The sequence below is a fragment of the Mesocryomonas lacus genome (assembly GCF_055730135.2).
This window is the reverse complement of the sequence record NZ_JBUZWE020000019.1, coordinates 1-16,841: the sequence shown is the minus strand read 5'-3', so window position 1 is coordinate 16,841 and position 16,841 is coordinate 1. Positions and strand designations below refer to the sequence as shown.

Sequence of the window (16,841 nt, the reverse complement as noted above, 5' to 3'; positions counted from 1 at the left end):
TTGAAACTGTTGACGACCATAGTAGGGTTCGAGGAGCGTGAGCTGACTTGCATCGAGCATTGTTGCGTTGACCGTCGGAAGCGATGACGACGTGCGCTGGGTTCAGCGCCAGGCACAGTCGCACCTCCAGCAGATGCAGGCGGACGAGCAGTCGCGCTGGGCAGACCGGGGCTGGTGGCTGACCGTTCCGATGGCGATGCTGTCAGCGCTGTGGTTCAGGCGCGGATGGGCGATGCACTGGGCCGTCGTGCTCCTCGTCGCCGCGATCGCTGGACCGCCCGGCCAGGCCCAGGCCGCCGACTGGACGCACCCGTTTGCCAGCGCCTACCAACGGGGACGCAGAGCCTATGATGCTGGAGAGTTCGCGACGGCTGCACGGCTGTTTGCGGATCGGATGTGGCAAGGCGCGGCCCTCTACCGTGCAGGGGATTATGACGGGGCAGCCATCGCCTTCGGCTCGGTCGACACTCCCGAGGCACAGTTCAACCGTGGCAATGCCCTGGCGCAGTCCGAGAAACTCGAGCCCGCGGCTGCCGCATACCGACAGGCGCTCGCCCGACGCTCCGACTGGCCGGAGGCGAAGGCCAACCTCGGGATCGTCGAGACCTTGATCGCCGCGGAGGCCCAGGATCAAGGCGATGAGGCGGCAGATCCGAACCAGCCGCCGGACGCCGAGCAGTTCGACGACAAGGGCAAGAAGGGCAAGGCCGGGAAGGTCGACGTCGGCCAGCAATCGGGGGAGAAGCGACCCTTCTCCTGTTTGATCCGCTTGGCGGTGCAGGTGGCGTTCGGTCCCTGGACCCGGCTTCCGGAAATGATCAGGCCGTTGTCCAGCGATCCCTCGCGGTTCTTGAACCGGACCTTGCCGCCCTTCGAGGTGAAGGAGGACGAACATTCCGTCCCCTCTGCGGCCCATGCGCCCTGGAGCGACTCAAGGGATGCGGCCCCGGCACCGAGACAGGTCGCCAGCAATGTTGTCCCGATCAAAACGATCCTGATAGTGCGCATCCGTCCACTCCATGTTCTTGGCGTCGGCGGAGGCTACCCGCGCCCGTGTGCGACCGGGAGTCCGGCGGCACGATGTAACAGCTACGTCACTGTTACAAACCTCGACCTGGCAGGGCTTTCAGCGTCCCATGACGGCGATCCAGCTCAACCGATCTGGGGACGTAACAAATGGAAAACGACACCTTACGCCGGGCCAGCGCCGAGTTCTTCGGCACGTTCTGGCTGACCTTCGGCGGCTGCGGCGCCGCAGTTCTGTCGGCCGCCTTCCCCGAGCTCGGCATCGGCTTCCTCGGCGTCGCCTTCGCGTTCGGACTGACGGTCCTGACCATGGCGTATGCCGTAGGCCACATCTCCGGCGGCCACTTCAATCCCGCGGTGACGCTCGGCCTCTGGTCGGCGGGACGCTGCGCCAGCAAGCACGTCCTTCCCTACATCGTCGCAGAGGTCGTCGGGGCGATCCTCGGCGCAGGTATCCTGTACGTCATCGCCTCCGGACGGGCCGACGGGGTGCCGGGTGGGTTCGCCTCGAACGGCTACGGCGACCTCAGCTCAGGGAAGTTCTCGCTCTCGGCCGGGTTTCTGACCGAGTTCCTCGCGACCTTCTTCTTCCTGTTCATCATCATCGGAACGACGTCCAAAGGCGCCGCGACGGGTTTTGCGGGCATCCCAATAGGCTTTGCCCTGGTCCTGATCCACCTCATCTCGATCCCGGTCACCAACACGTCGGTCAACCCGGCGCGCAGCACCGGGCCGGCCCTGTTCGCGGGTGGGGAGTACGTTGCCCAGCTTTGGATGTTCTGGCTCGCCCCCGTGCTCGGCGCGATCGTTGCCGGGGCGTTGGCGAAGTGGCTGTACGAGCCTGCGGGTATCATCGACACGATCGTGATCGAGGAGCGCGCGGCGGCGTAGACTGCACGGGAACGAGCCGCCGAGTGCCGTATAAAAGACTTTGCGTCGCGCGGCAGTCTGTCAAAACTCATCGGCGCGGTTGGACGGTTCGGGGGCCGGGTTTCTCAACGTCCGATACATCGTCGGCCTCCTCGACGGCCGACCGTCAATCAGGCAGTCCGGATCGATCCCACAATTCATGTCCGCGACGCGGAGCTCATGAAAGTTCATCCGCGGATCACCGATTGCTACGAAAGCGAAAGTTGCCCTGGCAAGCTGAGGCGTCAGACGCTGCTCCCGCCAACCGGGTCACGGGGCAATCCATTCAGTCCGCTCGACGCCCAATCCCTCTGATGGGGCGTCGAGCGTGAAGACGACGCCCTCCGGAGCGTATTCAATCGACGCGGTACCGCCGAACTCCGCCGCAAGGACCCGTTCCACGATGCTCCCACCGTAGCCCTTTGATGAAGGTATGCGAACTTCGGGTCCGCCCGCTTCCGTCCAAACGAAATGCAAATGTTCGTGCTCGATGGTCCAACGGACCGTGACCGTGCCGGACGGACGGCTCAGCGATCCATATCGCACTGCATTTTCGCCAAGCTCGTGCATCGCGAGCGAAAGCATCGTGGCGATCCGTGGCCTCAACCGAAGGTCAGGTCCGTCGATGACGATTCTGTCGCCGACCATCTTATGTATGGGATCAAGAGCGTTGCGTACGACGTCAGCGAGCAGCGCGCTCGCCCATGCCTCCCGCGTCATGACGTCGTGACTGCGCGCCAAGGCTTGGATACGCCCTGCAACCGTGTTCGCCACGCTGGGGGGCACCGCGGATCGCTTGAGCGTCTGCACGACGATCGACTGTACGGTCGCCAGCGTGTTCTTCACGCGGTGGTCTAGTTCGCGGTTGAGGAGGAAGCTGTGTTCCTCCGCGCGCTTGCGCTCCGTGACGTCGAGAAGCGAGGCAAAGAAGTAGGCGAGTTCGCCGTCCGCGAAGACTGGGGACATGAGCAGCGCGTTCCAAAACGTCGTGCCGTCCTTGCGGTAGTTCAGGATGTCGATCTGGATCGACTCTGGCGCATCGACCGCTGCGCGGATCTTACCGATATCCGCTGGGCGCGTGGCTGGTCCCTGAAGGAACCGACAGTTCTGTCCGAGGACCTCGTCACGAGCATATCCCGTCTGTTGGAGAAACGCGTCGTTGCAGAATACGATCGGATTGTCAGGAAGCGTTGGATCCGAGATGATCATCGGCATTCGCGTCGCTCGCACTGCGGACGCGAATGGATCTTTGCTGTTGCCCGTGGCTATGAGGATCTCGTCGTCGACACTCGGACGGGGACTGTCTGCCAAAGCTCGTGCCTTCCGTTGGTGTCTCGGACCACGCACCCAACTTCCGACGGTTCGGGTGCTCACGCGCTCCATTGTTCAATCGGATTGACGTTCGAAACGAAGATGGGTTGCATGGTGCGACCTCAATCGCCCCCATCTCGCAACCTAGCACCAAGCGTCTAGGCGTTCAGCATGTCTGCCTGAACCTTGAGGGTTACGACGATCCCCTCGGTGTGCCAGTCGAAGTTGATCGATCCCCCCAGTTGCGCGGAGACGCTCCGGTTCAAGAGTTTTGAGCCATACCCGCTCGTCTCATCAGGCCGCTTCACCGATGGGCCGCCTCGTTCCGTCCAGACAATCTCCAGCTCGTCTCCCGGCGCGTCGCAGGAGATGTCAAGCGTCCCGGCGTCCGAGGACAGTGCCCCGTACTTCAACGAGTTCGTCGCAAGTTCGTGGATCACAAGTGCGAGGGTTGTAGCGGCGGCCTCGCCGACCCCCATCCGCGGAACCGACACCCTGATGCGGCCGCTGAACGCGCCGAGGTCGTCGTAGGGAGCCAGGAGAACCGTCAGGAGATCGCCGAGCAGCGCGGCGGATCCCTGCCCCCCGGGAAGCGGACGGACGAGGTCGTGCGCACGGCCAAGCGCGGTAAGTCGGTGGGTAAGTTCTTGGGCCATCTCCGCCGACGTCGTCGTCGAACGCGAGGTGATGTTCGTGAGACCCGAGGCGATCGCGAGGAGGTTCTTGACCCGGTGGCTCATCTCGCCGGCCAAGAGTTCGTTCGCCTCCTCTGCCTGCTTGCGACCCGTCACGTCGAGGAAGATACCGAACATGGTGCGCTGGCTGATCCCCTCGTCACTGCCTTGGCCACGTGCGGAAACCCAGCGAACCTCACGTTCGATCATGATGCGGAAGTCGATCTCATAAGGACCCATGATGGCGCGCGTCGCCGAAAACGCCGCGCGGACCCGGTCGCGATCCGCCGGATGGATGTGGGCCGACAGGTTCTCGAACGTGACCGCTTGGCCTGCTGGCAGTCCCCACAGCTCGGTCGCTCGCTCGTCGAGGTCGAGCGCATCCGTGTCGACATTCCATGACCACAGCGCCACGCCTGCCGCAGTGATGGCCCGGCGCAACCGCTGGGCATCCCATGCTGCCGTTTGTGTGTTTGTGGATGGGGCTGTCGTACCGATTTCAGTTTCCATACGGCACCAGTAACAGCTTTGGGTCAACGGTGTATGTGAGCAAGCAATTCGGTCTCTATCAAACGACCGTATGCTTACAAGCAGGTTATCCTGAGGAACAGGTTCGAGAAGTTGGCCTTGATCCTTTGCGTCACGACACATGCCGATGTCCCGAATTTCTTCGGGCCACTCCGTTGTCTGCGCAGGAGTTCCTCCGATGATGACAGACAGACGCTCGGTACTGACCGGGCTCGCGCTTGCCGCAGCCGCCCCGATTGCACTTGCCGCGACACAAGCTTCCGCGGCCGTAGCCCCGGTAAACCTCGCGGACGTGAAACTCGCAGCCGACTTCTACAACGCTGTGATCCCACATGCCGAACTGTCGTTGGCGACATCGCAGATCGCATCGGCGAAGGCCACGCAGAAGGATGCGCTCGAGTTCGCGGGCTTTGAGCTCGGCGAAGCGATCACCGTCAACATGGTCCTGAAGGACCTCGGCGTAACGCCCTACAAGCTCGACGCCGACGAGATGGCCATTGTCGGGAAGATGCAGACAGCCGAAAAGGGCAGGGCCTTCGACGAAGCCTACATCGCGCTCCAGCTCAAGAACCACGAGGAGCTGCGCGATCTCGCCGACGCCTTCTTGCACAACACCGCGGGCGGCACCGATCCGGACCTGAAGCAGGGCCGTCATCTCGCTGCGCTGATGCTCGCCGTCTTCAAGGAACACGTCGCGATCACCAAACGCATCCTCGGCGAACTCAAGGCTTGATCGCCCTATCATCCTTCTCGTTTCCGAACGGAACTCCCATGACCAAGCTGATGACACGATCGACGCTAGCACTCCATCTCATGGCAGGTGCGGCCATCTTCTCCACGGGCGCCGTGGCGCAGGAGAAAGCCGCCGAAGCTGCCATGTCCGACAAGCCGTCCGTCGCTGAGAGTGCCGACAGCGGCACCCTGAAAAGGGCCGACAAGGAGGACATGCTGCTTGTCCTTCAGAAGATGCAGGAGCTCGGCATCAAGCCGATCGACTTCCGCACCGTCGAGGAAGCCCGAACTCAGCCGACGCCCGCAGACGCGGTGAAAGCCGTCCTGAAGGATCAGGGCAAGGATGCCGCCGTGCTGGTGGCGGCGATGAAGGTTTCAAAGAAGGACATGACTTATCCGATCGCGGAAGGCACCCAGCCGATCCGGATCTACACGCCAGAGGGTGCAGGCACCGGGCCGCTGCCAGTCATCGTCTACTACCATGGCGGCGGTTGGGTGATCGCCAACATCGATACCTACGAGTCGTCGGCGATGGCACTTGCCAAGAAGACGGGGGCGATCGTTGCCAGCGTCGAGTACCGACATGCCCCGGAGGCAAAGTTCCCGGCGGCACATGAAGACTCATTCGCGGCGTACAAGTGGGTCGTGGAGCACGCGGGCGAGTTCGGCGGCGATGCCAAGAAGCTGGCACTCGTCGGCGAAAGCGCGGGGGGCAATCTCGCCGCCAACGTCGCGATCATGGCCCGTGATCAGAAGGTCCGAGCTCCGCTTCAGATGGTCTTGGTCTACCCAGTCGCCGGGACCGACATGAACACGCCGTCGTACATCGCCAACCAGAACGCCATTCCGCTCTCGAAGGGCGCCATGGGTTGGTTTGTCGACAAGGTGCTGGCCAAGCCAGAGGACGCAAAGAGCCCGATGCTGAACCTCACCACATTGGCGGACCTCAAGGGACTGCCGCCAGCGACGGTCATCACCGCGGAGATCGATCCCCTGATGTCGGACGGCAAGATGCTGGCCGATAAGCTGGAGGCGGCTGGCGTGAAGACGACCTACCAGAACAACGACGGTGTCACGCACGAGTTCTTCGGCATGGATGCGGTTCTGGACGACGCAAAGCGGGCGCAGGACTTTGCTGTGACAGACTTGAAGGCGGCCTTCGTGGCGGCGCCTTCGAACTGAGTTTTGGAGCGCGGTACCCAGGACCGCGCTCCAACATTCCCTTCAACGCTAGCCCTTCAGCAACATGCACCAGCCCGGCAAGGCGAACCATGCGCGCTTCGCCAACTATCAGATGGAGGAAAGCCGCATAACCAAATGTCGCGTACGCGGCGATAGCCACGCTTGCCTCCTTGGACACCACACCGATCACGAAGGCGCCCGGCCCACGGGGAAGCTCACGCAGTGGCAGGACCAGACTACCACCTGGTAACCGCCCAAGGGGTTGCCAGCCTAGTGAGTGACGTTCACTAGGCGGACCGTCAGGCCATTGTCGTCCCCGGTACCGAAGCGCCTTTACCGGAACCGCCCGCCCCAGCGGCGTTGTCGCCGGCTCGGTTATACGGCAGCACCAGTCGTCCAGCATCTGCGCCAGCCGACCCTCGGCGACTTGCTAGCCAATCTGGCAGTCGCGGCGGCACCATTGGGCGGGTCAGGTGCGATGCAGGTCCTTTGGTAGCGTCCCGTCCGGAAGCTTCCGCGTCGACGCCAGGACGATGACCGCGGCCGACAACAGGATGCTCGACACCAGACCGCCGATGGCGAGAAGGCCAGGCGTTGATACCGACACTTGGCCTTCGATATGGACGCGGCCCACGGTCACCCGGAGCGACGCCTCGTTACGTATCGCTGCCTGAGTCAGCGCATCTTGTTGTCGCTCGAGCGACACCCGATCCGTGCCATGGAGTACTCAGTTGTTGGGACCGTCGATCCGGCTTGGCTGGATCGGATCCGACGTCGGGAAGCTGTCTTCGAGAGCCTTCTCTAGTTTCTCGTCCTCCGTCATCGGCCGCTCCTGGTGGCCGGGCGTGCCGTGATCGTCGCCGATCTTCTGCATGTCTGGCGTCGGGGGGGTGCTGGTTGGGTTGGACATCGTGCTTCCTCCAAGGATTCGAGGAAGAAGGGCCTGCGCACGTCATCGTTCCGGTGTTGCCGACCTCTTCCTCGATATGGAGCCGGACGAGACATCTTGCCGACGACGCCTGTGTCGCCCATCACGGTCTGACGGCGGATGATGCGGAACGATCCAAGCTCGATCCTGACATCTTCGCCGCGCGCTGAAGAGAGATCAGTGCGGAAACGGACAACGCGATCGTCGTCGGCGGCAGCCCTACGACATGGCCGCTGCTGCCAAGCTCGGAATTCGCACCATTGCTGTCCGGAGCGGTGGGTTCGATGACCAAACCCTGACCAAAGCAGGCGCCGTGGCCGTTACGACAATCCCGCCGACCTACTTGTTCAATACGAAACTTCGCCGCTGTCTGAACGCTGACGGCAATCCATGCCTTTGTCTCAGCGGACGGCCACCAGTAGCGTTACAAACCCTACTTCTCGTTCGCGCATAGCTTCTGTACCGAGGCCTCATACGCTTTCGCGTCGATCTTCCGTATCGAGTTCTCGCTCTGGTATCGAACGGTGCCGAAGATGGGCCGTCGCGCCCATGGTCGGTCGTGCAGGCCGTAGACCCATCCGACGTTGGTGAACGAGTTCGGGTCCCGGCCGTCCAGGAAGTAGCGGTTGTTGATCCGCAACGTGCGCTGGAAGCCCTCCTCCGGCGTCGCCGACCACTCCAGGATTTTCTTGCCCCAGTACATGCGCAGGTGATTGTGCATGAACCCCGTCTCCCGCATCTCTGCCATCGCGACGTTCCAATAGTGGTCGTGCGTCCGGCCTTCGGCCAGCTCATCGTCGGTGTAGACGTGTTCGCGCTTGTCGCCCTGCTGCTCGCCCAGCGTCTTTCGTGCCCAGTCCGGGATAGCCCCTTCGAACTCATCATAGCGCTCGTTGTAGTGGACGTGGTTCATTGCCAGTTCGCGGCGCACGACCAGCTCCTCGATGTAGGCGTCCTTGTCCTCGGTCGATCCTGCTTCGGACGAGCGGACGGCCAGCGTGATCTCGACAGGCGAGATCTGTCCGAAGTGTAGGTAGGGACTCATGTGCGAGGCCGCGGCGGCCTCCGGCTTACCGCGGTCGGCGCCGTAGCTCTTGAACGGGCCGGCCAGATAGCTCTTCAAGCGCCGCCGGGCTTCCGTCTCTCCACCCTTAAAGCGTCGAACAGGCGGTACCGAGCGGTCGAGGGTCATTCCCGCCAGAACCGTCGCGGCGTCGGAGATGTCGACATCGCCTTTCAGTGCCAGCCCATCAGCACGGTGTTTGACCTGTCGGGCCGCTACGGGATGCAGAAAGTCTTCGAGGTGCCGCCGGACCCTCGGACGCAGGGTCCTCGCCGCAAACTCGTGCTTGTCGGAGGCGATCTCGATGGGGACCACAACGTCGCCCTCGACCTGCACGACCTGGGTCTTCACCGCTTTGAAGATTTCGTCGTACCAGCGCTTTTGAATTGTTAGGTAGCCCCGATCGAGGACCAGGAGCGCGGCGTCCTTTGCCAAATCAATGGCGACCTCGGCTGGCGACGCCTTGCGCATGACAAAGCCGATGCCGCGCTTGGACAGCCCGGCGGCCGCGTCCGCCAATCCCTCGAGAAGGAAGGCGTAGTGCCGGGCGTTCGCCTCCGGGAAGCCGTTCGAGCCGTCGAGGAGACCGAAGGCAGCGACGACGGGCAGACCCAGCCTGTTCGCCTCCTCGACAGCGAGTTCCAGCGCCGGATTGAAATGGGATCGGTTCGCTTGCTGGAGAAGGTAGAGGACGTACTGTCCGCCTGTGTTCTCGTCCGCTTCATTGAGTACGCGGGACCCGGCCAGGCTCGATCGTCATGCTGCTTCCAAACGTGGTGTGTTGAGCCATCGGAAGCCCACTGCCTGGACAACTATGGAGCGCTGCGTTCGAGGCAAGAAATCCATGGAGAGCCTAGCCTACGCGGGACACTCATTGCGGCTTCCATCTGAGTAGCCGCATGGCGTTGGCGGTAACGAGGACGGTTGCGCCCGTATCGGCGAGGATGGCCGGCCACAGGCCCGTGATGCCGACGACGGTGGTGACAAGGAACACGGCTTTCAGGCCGAGCGCGATGGCGATGTTCGTCCGGATGTTGCCCATGACGCTTTTCGACAGCGCGATCATGTCGGGGATGTCCTGTACCCGTCCGTGCAGCACCGCTGCGTCCGCCGTCTCCAGCGCGACGTCGGTGCCGCCACCCATGGCGATGCCGACGTCGGCGGCGGCCAGCGCCGGGGCATCGTTGATGCCGTCGCCGATCTTGGCGACGATGAAACCCTCCGCCTGAAGCTCGCGCACGATGCGCTGCTTGTCCTGCGGCAGCAGCTCGGCACGCGCCTCGATCCCGAGACCAGCCGCCACGGCCTCGGCGGTGCGCTTGTTGTCGCCCGTCAGCATGATGGTCCGGATGCCGGAGGCCTTCAGGCTGGCGAGGCCCTCCACCGCGTCCGGCCGCGCCTCGTCGCGCATGGCGATGAAACCCGCAACCATCCCCGCAACGACGACAACGGATACCGTCTTGCCGTCTGCGTTCAGGGCCGCGATCGCGTCCTGCTGGTCGGTCGAGAGGGTCGTGCGCTTGGCGGCTGCCTGTGGCGATCCAAGAAACACCCGCTCCCCGCCGACGCCGCCCTCGATGCCCTCTCCGGCGATCGCATTCGCGTCGAAGGACGGGGGCGTGGGCATCTTGTCCGTCTTTGCCCGGTCGAGGATCGCGACGGCCAACGGGTGGCTCGATCCCTTCTCAAGCGCAGCCGCGAGCGACAGGACCTGAGATCCGGGACGGCTGCCCGCGACGATGTCGGTCACGACGGGTTTGCCAGCCGTCAGCGTCCCGGTTTTGTCGAAGGCGATGGCGGTGATCTTGCCCAGCGTCTCAAGCACCGCGCCACCCTTCAACAGAAGGCCCCGACGGGCGCCTGCCGACAGGCCGGCGGCGATGGCCGCGGGCGTCGAGATCACCAGGGCGCACGGACAGCCGATCAGAAGGATGGCGAGACCCTTATAGATCCACTCATCCCAGTCGCCGCCGAAGGCGAGCGGCGGGACGACGGCCACCAGCGCGCCGACGGCGAGCACGGCAGGCGTATAAACCTTCGAGAAGCGGTCGATGAAGCGCTCGGTCGGCGACTTCGACTCCTGCGCCTCCTCGACTAGGCGGACGACGCGGGCGATCGTGTTGTCGGACGCCGCCGCGGTCACCTGCACGCGAAGCACGCCGCCGGCGTTGATGGTGCCGGCGAAGACGGGGTCGCCCGCAACCTTGCGCTTCGGAACGCTCTCGCCCGTGACCGGCGCCTCGTCGATCTCACTGGAGCCTTCGGTGATGGTGCCGTCGGCGGGGATGCGGTCACCCGGGCGAACGAGGATGACCGCACCGACGGTGAGGCTTTCGGCGGGCACTTCGGTCGTGACGCCGTTCAGCTCTACAATCGCGGTCTTCGGCACGAGCGCGGTCAAGCCCTGGATGCTCGCGCGGGCGCGACCGGCCGCGACGCCTTCCAGCATCTCGCCGACCAGGAACAGTAGGACGACCGTTGCGGCCTCTTCCTCGGCCCCGATGAACACGGCGCCGATGGCGGCGATGCTCATCAGCGTCTCGATCGAGAACGGCGTGCCGAAGCGGGCGGCGGTGATGGCGCGCCAGGCGACGGGGACGAGGCCGACGGACAGCGCCGCGAGGAAGGCCGTGCGTTCGAGGGACGGAACGAGGTGGCCGAGGACGTAGGCGGCGACGAGGGCGATGCCGCAAGCGGCCGTCAGCCGTGCCTTGCGCGTCTGCCACCAAGGCAAGCCAGCTTCGCTAGGGTCGTCGTGGGTATGGCTGGCATGGTCGTGGCCGTCGGCGGAGTCGCCGTCTCCGTGTCCGCGGTCCACGGCTGGCTCGGCGCCGTACCCGAGGTTCCGCACCTGCTTCACAACGGCGGTGCCGTCGAATCCCTCGACATGGCTGACCTTCAACGTTCCCGCGGACACGGAGACGGCGACGTCCTCCACCCCCGGGAGCCGACGAATGGCGGTGTCGACCTTGTTCCCGCAGGCGGCGCAGTCCATCCCGGTGACCCGGTAACGGCTTTCGTTCGTCACGGCGCTCATGGCGCTCTCCTTGCATCGTTGTAGACGCAGGCTTACTTCCTCGAGTGGCTAGAGGAGCAAGCGGAAAATGACGAACGGCGTTCCGATCGGAGAGGCCTCGCGCGCGAGCGGCATTAAGGTGCCGACGATCCGGTACTATGAGCAGATCGGACTCCTGCCGACACCGCCGAGGACGGAGGGCAACCGCCGCCTCTACGTTGCCGCCGACCTGCGCCGGCTCCGCTTCATTCGACACGCGCGCGAGCTCGGCTTCGAGATCGACCCGATCCGCGAGCTGCTCGCGCTTGCTGGGGAGCCGGACCTCCCATGTGAGAGCGCTGACCGCATCGCCACAGCGCACCTAGTGGACATCGACCATAAGATCGCCCGGCTGACCGCGCTGCGGGCGGAGGTCGCCCGGATGGCGGACTGCTCCAAACATTCGGTCGCCGATTGCCGGGTGATAGAGGTGCTCGGCGACCATGGCGAGTGCTTGCACGAGACACACTAGTGGTCGGCATCTCTTGCCGTCTCAGACCGCTTCCCGCCCTTCAGGCAGTCGACCGGGGCAAGACCCACTCGCTTCCGCATTGGGCCCGACACTCTTTTTGCCTCGCCGTAGAGTGCCCATCCCAACTGACGGCATTCTAAGTGGCGCCGTCAGGCAACGCGTAGGCGATGATGTAGTCTCCATGCTCCGGGGCGTCGCGCGAACCGTTCGCGGTCACGACGACGTACTGCTTTCCCGAGATTGGCGATTTGAAAACCAGTGGGGTCGACCCACCACCGACGGGCAGCGGCGTTTTCCAGACTTCCTCTCCTGTCATGACGTCCATGGCCCTCAGGTAGTAGTCCGAGGTGGCGGAGAAGAAGACGAGGCCGGATGCAGTCGGCACCGAACCGCCCAGCGTCGGCATTCCGATCTCGATCGGCATCTGCGTCTTGATGCCTAGGGGGCCGAACTCCTCCGCCGTGCCCAACGAACGGTGCCAGAGCGTCTTCTGGGTCTTCATGTCGATCGCGGCCATGGTTCCGAACGGCGGCGTCGTGCAGGGAACGCCCAGCATGGATTGCACCATGCCGCGGGCCGCACCGTAGGGCGTGTTGTCCATCGGCACGATGCCGCCGGATCCGGGAATGACCTTGTTGGACGCCGACGTTGCGATGCGCTCCGCCTCGCGGGACAGGAGGCGTCCCTTCATCATGATCCGCATGTCGTTGACGATCATGATGTCGTGCGTCTTGTCGATGGACTGGCCACCCCAGTTCGTCGTGCCGTACCAGGACGGGCTCTGGAGGTACCAGTCCGTGCTGGGCGGCGTGTAATCGCCCTCATACTTCAGGCTCTTGAACTGGATGCGGCAATCGAGCTGGTCGATCGGGGTGATGCCCCACATGCCCCGCTCCGCCAGCGTGTTGTCCCGCATTGCGGGCATCCCGACGGAGTAGGGCTGGGTCGGGGACAGTCTCTCGCCCGGCACGCCGTCTTGCGGGACGGGCCTCTCCTCGACCGCCGTGATCGGCTTCCCAGTTCTGCGGTCCAAGACAAAGATCTGCCCATTCTTAGCAGCCTGGATCAGTGCCGGGACACGGCCCCCTTTGCCGTCTGGCATGTCGTAGAGCACGGGCTTGGATGGGAGGTCGTAGTCCCAGACATCGTGATGGACGAGCTGAAAGACCCATCTCTCTTCGCCGGTCGTCGCGTCCAGGGCGACCACCGCAGTGTTGACCCGGTCGGTTTCCGCGGAACGCATCCCGCCGAACAGGTCCGGTGTTCCGTTGCCTGTCGGCAGGTAGACCATGTTGAGGTCCGCGTCATAGGTCGGCGTCGCCCACATGTTGGGGGTTCCACGCGTGTAGCTCCGGCCTTCAGGGGGAGGATTTGGCTGCCCCGGACGGCCGACGTCCCACGCCCAAGCGAGAGCGCCAGTCCGGGCGTCGAACGCACGTACGACGCCCGAAGGCTCATCCGTCGACTGGTTGTCCATCACCCAGCCGCCGACGATAAGGTTGTTTCCTGCCAGGAGGGGACCGGAAGTCGTGTTGTAGAAGCCCGGGATGACCTTACCCATCCCGACTGCCAGATAGACGGTGCCGTTGTCACCGAATTCCGGAACGGGTTTGCCTGTAGCGGCGTCGATGGCGATCAGGCGCATGTCGCCCGTCGTCACGTAAAGACGCTTCTGTCCGGCTCCCGCTGGTGCTGCCCCGGTGCCAATGGCGGGGATCTCGAAGTAAGCAAGCGAGCGACAACGCATCCAGCCTGCCGCCGACGAGGAGCTCACCTCGGGATCGTAGTGCCAGAGCTCTTTCCCGGTGTCCGCCTCCAGCGCGAAGATCTGGTTCGTCGGCGTGCAGGGGTAAAGGGTGTTGCCGACCTGGAGCGGGGTGTTCTGGTTCTCCCTGAGGCCACCGGTCAGGTCCCCGGTATGGAAGGTCCAGGCAACCTTGAGACTGCTGACGTTCTCCTTCGTGATCTGATCGTAAGGGGCAAACTGCTCGCCCTTCGTCGTGCGACCGAAGCCGACCCAGTCGGAGGGTTCGGACGCTGGATCGTAGTCCGCGGCGACGGCCGGGACGGCCTGTGGCTCGACCAGCCAAATCGGCTGAAACGCATGGGCGAACGCCGCGACCAATGCAGCAGCGGCGACGGCCGAAGCTCCCCAAGACGCCACGCGGATCCGGGGAACCGACGCAGCGCCGCGGAGCCAAGGCGTCACCAGGGCGATCAACAGGCCCAGTACACCGAGCATCCCCAAGCGGGCTGCGAGGGGCCAAAAGTGGAAGCCTGCCTCCCATACCGCCCAGACAGCGGTCGCCAGAAAAAGCGCCGTATAGAGGAACGACGCTCGGACGTCCGCAAGCAGCAGAAGGGCACCCGTGGCGACAAGCGCGAGACCGGCTGGGAGATAGTACCACGAGCCCCCGAGCTGGATCAGCTTGACCCCGTCGTAGGTCAGCCACGCGCCGACCAGGATGCACACGATGCCGACCACGGCGGCGTAGATGCGAACGCCAGTGGACGCCTTTGGATGGGACAAGATCCGTCTCCTTAGTTGATTTGAGTCGTAAGAGCGTGGGGTCTGAGCCTGGCCGGGATGGTCGGTCCGGCACCGCCCCCCGTCGAACGAGGTGTCAGGCTGTGCTTCCCCGTACCGCCGGCTTCGGTGTGAACGGCCCTACGGGCGCCCGGCCGATGAAGGCAGCCACCACGAGACCCGCGACAGCCGCCCAGAACGCGAACCAGAACCCGTCGGCATAGGCGAGGACGTTCGCCTCCCGCTGCACGATGGTGGCCAGCGACGAGGCCCCCCGGGCAGACGCGTCCGCAGCCCCGTGCGTGACGAAGCGAGCGGTCAGGGCAGACAGGGTCCGGGTGACGACCGTGTCGCCCTCCGCCACGTGCTGGCCGAGAATGCTCGAGTGAAACTGCTCTCGAACCCGCAGGAGCGTTCCCATGATTGCGACGCCGATCTCTGCGCCGCCCAGCCTGATGACTTGGATGTAGGCGGAGAAGGCGACCGCCCTCGCCGGGTTCAGGTTCGAGACCGAGATGATGATGATCGGTAAGAAGCTGAACGCGAAACCGACCGACTGAAGGAGGACGATCGGCACGAAGTCGTCCGGCGCCCAGTCATGGGTGATGCGGGTTCCAAGGAGGGCAGCCGCGGCGAACGCGGAAAGCCCGACCACGAGAACCGGACGCGGATCCATGCGGCGAAGCAGATAGACGCAGGCGAGCGTCATCGGAATGAGCGGCAGGGCGCCATACCGCATGAGCAAGGGACCGACCTGCTCGGGACGGAGGTGTCCGACGCCGATCATAAAGTTCGGCACGAGAGACGTGTTGGAGACACTGCTGAGGGTGAAGAGTACTGCCGCGACGAGGGCAAGGCCGACGTTCCTCGAAAGGATCACGCCGATCCACGCCCAGGGCTCGCGGACCACGAGTTCGTTCACGAGGAACGCGACGAGGAGCGCCGTTCCGCCGACCAGCAGGGGAACAACGGTCCCGGACTCCGACCAGTCCAGCCGGTTGCCTTGGTCGAGGCCCGCGAAGAGCACCGCGAGACCGGAGCCAAGGAGGATCATGCCGCCCCAGTCGGCAGAGCGGACGAGCTCGCGGTTGACGGGTTCGTGCGGGGCGCCGAGGTAGACCAAGAACCCCATCAGCGGCGCCGCGATCACGTCCTGCCAGTAGATCCACTGCCAACCGATGAGGTCGACGTACCATCCCGCCAGGGATACACCGGAGTTGAGGCTGAAGGAGGACCGGAACGCATAGACCGCCAACGCGGGCAGCCACCAGGCGAGCCGCAGGTTGCGGAAGATGACGATGATGGTCGCCGGGACGAAAAGGCCGAGCAACGCCCCGTGGAGGACGTGCAGGACAACGAGGAGTTCGTAGTTGCGGACGAAGGGGATGACGAGGGAGATCGCCGCGTAGGCAAGGCTCGGGACCGCGAGCACGCGCCGCACGCCGTATGCGGTGGCGAGCCAAGCGACGGCGGGCGCGACGAGGATCTGCGGAGCCAAGGCCGCGGTATTTAGCCAGGCCCCTTCGTCGACGCCGAGAGAGAACGCTCCGCGAAGGTCGGTCAGCCCGACCCCGAAGAGGCGGCCATGCACACCGACAATGAAGGTCCCGAGCAAGACGGCACCCACGGCGCAGACCGGATGATGGGTTCGGCGGCCAACGGAGATCGGTCCTATGTCAGCCCTTCCGGTGCTCACGGCATCGCTTTCCCGACATCGATCGTCGTAACGACCGACATCCCGGGGCGCAGCCGCGTCGCCAGATCCTGGCCTGGATCGAGAACGATCCTGACCGCGAGCCTCTGGACGACCTTCGTGAAGTTGCCCGTCGCATTGTCGGGCGGCAGGAGTGCGAACTGCGACCCGCTGGCAGGCGAGATGCGCTCCACCGTCCCGGAAAGGCGTTCGCCGGGAAGACCGTCGACCTCGATGGCCACGGGCTGTCCGGGCACAACGCGGGTCAACTGCGTCTCCTTGTAGTTGGCGACCACGTAGACGTCGGGAAGAGGCACGACCGTGATGAGCGCGCCTCCGATGCCGACGTAGTCGCCCACCTGGACCTGTCTCTCGCCGACGACGCCGTCGAACGGTGCGCAGATCTCGGTGTAGGAGAGCCGGAGCCGAGCCGCCGAGAGGCTAGCCGCCGCCGTCGCGACGTCCGCCTCCCGCTGCTTCTTCGTGCCTTTCAGGACGGCAAGCTGGACACGTTGGGCGGATCCGGCCGCCTCGGCGGCGGCGAGGTCGCTCCCCGTCTTCGATAGTGCCGTCTGCGCTTGCTCGAGCTTCTGCGTGGTGCCGTACTCCGAACGCGTCAGGCTCTGCTGGCGGCGGAACTCCTGCTCCGCCTGCATGAGCGTCGCCTGCGCCGCTCCGCGGGCGGCGTCCGCTTGGGCGATCGTCGCCTCCTGGAGCTCGAACTGGTTGTCGAGATTGGCA

General features: G+C 64.5%; 12 protein-coding genes and 1 pseudogene. 5 read left to right on the top strand and 8 right to left on the bottom strand.

All coding sequences use genetic code 11. The features are described from left to right. The first annotated feature begins 190 nt into the window (after positions 1-190). The gene (locus tag ACZLZY_RS23155) at positions 191-1,234 is read left to right on the top strand and encodes a tetratricopeptide repeat protein (protein WP_472936487.1); all 1,044 of its coding nucleotides are present in this window, start codon (positions 191-193) and stop codon (positions 1,232-1,234) included. Next, positions 1,177-1,917, top strand: a complete 741-nt coding sequence (gene aqpZ, locus ACZLZY_RS23150; RefSeq protein ID WP_472936486.1) for an aquaporin Z — start codon at positions 1,177-1,179, stop codon at positions 1,915-1,917. Before ACZLZY_RS23155 ends, aqpZ begins: the two co-directional genes overlap by 58 nt. 288 nt (positions 1,918-2,205) lie before the next feature. On the opposite strand, the gene ACZLZY_RS23145 is transcribed toward aqpZ, so the two are convergent. Beyond that, a complete protein-coding gene (locus ACZLZY_RS23145) occupies positions 2,206-3,150 on the bottom strand; it encodes an HWE histidine kinase domain-containing protein (RefSeq protein WP_472936485.1) in 945 nt (314 codons plus the stop codon). A gap of 254 nt (positions 3,151-3,404) precedes the next feature. Beyond that, positions 3,405-4,430, bottom strand: a complete 1,026-nt coding sequence (locus tag ACZLZY_RS23140; RefSeq protein ID WP_472936484.1) for a sensor histidine kinase — start codon at positions 4,428-4,430, stop codon at positions 3,405-3,407. A gap of 196 nt (positions 4,431-4,626) precedes the next feature. Between ACZLZY_RS23140 and ACZLZY_RS23135 the strand changes: the two genes are divergently transcribed. Both ACZLZY_RS23135 and ACZLZY_RS23130 read left to right on the top strand, forming a co-directional pair. Then, complete coding sequence (locus ACZLZY_RS23135; RefSeq protein WP_472936483.1) at positions 4,627-5,181, top strand: DUF4142 domain-containing protein; 555 nt, start codon at positions 4,627-4,629, stop codon at positions 5,179-5,181. Positions 5,182-5,219: 38 nt separating this feature from the next. Next, positions 5,220-6,362 carry an alpha/beta hydrolase gene (locus tag ACZLZY_RS23130; protein WP_472936482.1) on the top strand — a complete coding sequence of 381 codons (1,143 nt, stop codon included), beginning with the start codon at positions 5,220-5,222 and terminating at the stop codon, positions 6,360-6,362. A 727-nt stretch (positions 6,363-7,089) separates the two neighbouring features. Here the strand turns inward: ACZLZY_RS23130 and ACZLZY_RS23125 are convergent. The 3 genes from ACZLZY_RS23125 to ACZLZY_RS23115 all read right to left on the bottom strand — a co-directional run bounded on the left by ACZLZY_RS23125 (position 7,090) and on the right by ACZLZY_RS23115 (position 11,390). Then, positions 7,090-7,272: a hypothetical protein gene (locus ACZLZY_RS23125; RefSeq protein WP_472936481.1), complete on the bottom strand. Its 183-nt coding sequence runs from the start codon at positions 7,270-7,272 to the stop codon at positions 7,090-7,092. Between the two features lie 451 nt (positions 7,273-7,723). After that, positions 7,724-9,100: a deoxyribodipyrimidine photo-lyase gene (locus ACZLZY_RS23120; protein WP_472936522.1), complete on the bottom strand. Its 1,377-nt coding sequence runs from the start codon at positions 9,098-9,100 to the stop codon at positions 7,724-7,726. A gap of 124 nt (positions 9,101-9,224) precedes the next feature. Further along, a complete protein-coding gene (locus ACZLZY_RS23115; RefSeq protein ID WP_472936480.1) occupies positions 9,225-11,390 on the bottom strand; it encodes a heavy metal translocating P-type ATPase in 2,166 nt (721 codons plus the stop codon). 67 nt (positions 11,391-11,457) lie between these two features. On the opposite strand from ACZLZY_RS23115, the gene ACZLZY_RS23110 reads away from it, so the two are divergent. After that, positions 11,458-11,880, top strand: coding sequence for a MerR family transcriptional regulator (locus tag ACZLZY_RS23110; RefSeq protein WP_472936479.1), 423 nt, complete (start codon positions 11,458-11,460; stop codon positions 11,878-11,880). 136 nt (positions 11,881-12,016) lie between these two features. Here ACZLZY_RS23110 and ACZLZY_RS23105 read toward each other — a convergent pair whose 3' ends face one another. The 3 genes and pseudogenes from ACZLZY_RS23105 to ACZLZY_RS23095 form a co-directional block, all read right to left on the bottom strand. Then, on the bottom strand, positions 12,017-14,410 hold the full coding sequence (locus ACZLZY_RS23105; RefSeq protein ID WP_472936478.1) for a membrane-bound PQQ-dependent dehydrogenase, glucose/quinate/shikimate family: 2,394 nt from the start codon (positions 14,408-14,410) through the stop codon (positions 12,017-12,019). Between the two features lie 94 nt (positions 14,411-14,504). Beyond that, complete coding sequence (locus ACZLZY_RS23100; RefSeq protein WP_472936477.1) at positions 14,505-16,034, bottom strand: MFS transporter; 1,530 nt, start codon at positions 16,032-16,034, stop codon at positions 14,505-14,507. Positions 16,035-16,099: 65 nt separating this feature from the next. Further along, positions 16,100-16,841 (bottom strand): annotated as a pseudogene (locus ACZLZY_RS23095) (HlyD family secretion protein); the annotation flags it as partial.

Bases quoted from the DNA above. Each gene is read 5' to 3' on its own strand.
- ACZLZY_RS23110 (WP_472936479.1), top strand. From the start codon at position 11,458: ATGACGAACGGCGTTCCGATCGGAGAGGCCTCGCGCGCGAGCGGCATT.
- ACZLZY_RS23155 (WP_472936487.1), top strand. From the start codon at position 191: ATGGCGATGCTGTCAGCGCTGTGGTTCAGGCGCGGATGGGCGATGCAC.
- ACZLZY_RS23135 (WP_472936483.1), top strand. From the start codon at position 4,627: ATGATGACAGACAGACGCTCGGTACTGACCGGGCTCGCGCTTGCCGCA.
- ACZLZY_RS23130 (WP_472936482.1), top strand. From the start codon at position 5,220: ATGACCAAGCTGATGACACGATCGACGCTAGCACTCCATCTCATGGCA.
- ACZLZY_RS23140 (WP_472936484.1), bottom strand. From the start codon at position 4,430: ATGGAAACTGAAATCGGTACGACAGCCCCATCCACAAACACACAAACG.
- ACZLZY_RS23115 (WP_472936480.1), bottom strand. From the start codon at position 11,390: ATGAGCGCCGTGACGAACGAAAGCCGTTACCGGGTCACCGGGATGGAC.
- ACZLZY_RS23145 (WP_472936485.1), bottom strand. From the start codon at position 3,150: ATGCCGATGATCATCTCGGATCCAACGCTTCCTGACAATCCGATCGTA.
- aqpZ (WP_472936486.1), top strand. From the start codon at position 1,177: ATGGAAAACGACACCTTACGCCGGGCCAGCGCCGAGTTCTTCGGCACG.
- ACZLZY_RS23125 (WP_472936481.1), bottom strand. From the start codon at position 7,272: ATGTCCAACCCAACCAGCACCCCCCCGACGCCAGACATGCAGAAGATC.